Annotated in this window: 1 protein-coding gene; it reads right to left on the reverse strand. The window is 60.4% G+C overall.

All coding sequences use genetic code 11. From position 1 onward, the window contains the following. A partial coding sequence (locus tag ACWR1S_RS30850) for a baseplate J/gp47 family protein (protein ID WP_454566142.1) occupies nucleotides 1-713 on the reverse strand: 713 nt, incomplete at both ends.

Below are 713 nucleotides of genomic sequence, written 5' to 3' on the forward strand. Positions count from 1 at the left end.
TGCAGTTCTTCCGCGAGGCGACTGAAGCTGAAACGCGACTGGGGATAAGTCAGCGTCGGCTGATAATCGCGGGGCGTGCTTTCCCGAAACGCGGCCCGGATGAATAGCTCGATCTCACTTTTAAGCGTGTCGATCTGCTCGGCGCTCAGATTTGGTTGCGGCCAGAGCGTCATCGCAATACTCACGGGTACTTCAGGCATCACCATGGCCAGCAGATCATCGCCGTGGCCATGGTTGCCCTGGTCGCGGATGTGCGAATTGATTTGCTCCAGGTAAGTCGCCGCCGGCACACCTGCATCAAACAACACAAAGGCATTCGCGCTGCCCGGGCCACGCGGTGCGCCATGTTCGAAGTAAACGCCGTCCGGACGCACGCCGGGAAAGGCCGAGATCATGGCGCGATACACCGCGTCGGTGTGCCACTGATTCACGGCCGAGAACTGGTTGCGCACGCGCAGACGCAGCTGGTCGTTCGGTTCCGGATCCGCACCTGGTGATTCCAGCCAACCGTCCTTGTTCACTACCTGAACAATGCCGGGGATGGGCACCGGCAGAATGGCGTAGTAACCCGGGGCGAGGTTGAAACCACTGCCCGATTCGATTGCCTCCACGGGGACTTCCTGCTGTAACTGACCGGCTACGAACGTCGCCGGCGCCGTGGTAATCAGTTTGTACACGTTGCCGTTGATGGCGGCCGACTGCACCACAATGCC

The organism is Pseudomonas sp. AIG (assembly GCF_977020205.1).